This is a genomic window from Acinetobacter sp. LCT-H3 (genome assembly GCF_001866125.1).
Taxonomy (GTDB): Bacteria; Pseudomonadota; Gammaproteobacteria; order Pseudomonadales; family Moraxellaceae; genus Acinetobacter; species Acinetobacter schindleri.
Map to the genome: position 1 here is coordinate 1 of NZ_MODX01000070.1, position 1,002 is coordinate 1,002.

At 32.6% G+C, this 1,002-nt stretch carries 1 protein-coding gene; it reads left to right on the forward strand.

Going from position 1 to position 1,002, the window contains the following annotated elements; translation table 11 throughout:
• The first annotated feature begins 612 nt into the window (after positions 1-612).
• A complete protein-coding gene (locus tag BK820_RS14890; RefSeq protein ID WP_081409077.1) occupies positions 613-984 on the forward strand; it encodes a hypothetical protein in 372 nt (123 codons plus the stop codon).
• Positions 985-1,002 lie beyond the last annotated feature (18 nt).

The following is a 1,002-nucleotide window of genomic DNA, read 5'->3' on the forward strand; positions in this document are numbered from 1 at the left end:
CTAATTAACGGAACCACATTATTTATTTAGGCTAAAGATATTCTGTTAGGCCTAAGTAGTAAATTTAGAAATTAACCATTTCAACTGTATTGAGCTTGTATAGCCAGTATCGATTGAGAGAGTCATGATAGAAAAAATTGGGCATGCAAAAAAAACNAACTGAAGTTTTCACCAAGTTAAGTTACGTTTTGATATTAGATTTACCAGACTTTATTCAAGATTTTGTATTGGATCTTAAAAATAAGATGGATGATGAAATCAAAAGAATGCTTGACCAGGCAGCAAAAGACAATCAAGACGTTGATGAATTTGAAATTTTAAAGTGGTTACTCGATACAATTGATGTAGCTCCTGAAGAAACTGAAGAGGTTAAAAAGCACCAACATAAAGAGGTGCATGCTGTGCTATTTACTTGTTTTTTTACTCAATTGTCCGAGGCCTTAAGTCTGAAGTTATCAGAACATATGAGAGTGGAGTCAAAACCGCAGCGTTGTGTTAAAAAATTGACTCAAAGAACTTATAAAAAATATTTTGGTTTGCCTAAAAACTTCAAGCTCAAGTTAGAACGAAACCTGAAAATCAATTTTTACCCTGAAAAATTATGGTAACTGTATGACTAATACTGATGGATTGTCAGATCTACACGAAGAAATCAAAATATTGGAAAAGTGGTTAAATCAGTCACTTGGTGAAAAAAAAGCTATTTTAAAAGATTTAGACGTTCAAAATAAGAATGAGTTGTATGCTGCTGCAGAAAAAATCCAGGTTACTATTAAAAAAAAGAGAATTGTGACGGAACATAAAATTCTGGCTGGTTTAACTCAATGGACTAAAATTGAACAAGAAGGGCGTCAGTATGGTTATCTGTTGACTGGATTAATTTGTGAAATGCTCAAAGAACTTATCAGTTTACCGAATTCTAGTTCTAAAGATAAAGAGCCTATCACCAACACAAAACTGATAGATTTTAAGCGAATAGTATGATGTGTGCTGAGAAAACAG

Coding starts and splice junctions, on each gene's coding strand:
- BK820_RS14890 (WP_081409077.1), top strand. CDS start 613: ATGACTAATACTGATGGATTGTCAGATCTACACGAAGAAATCAAAATA.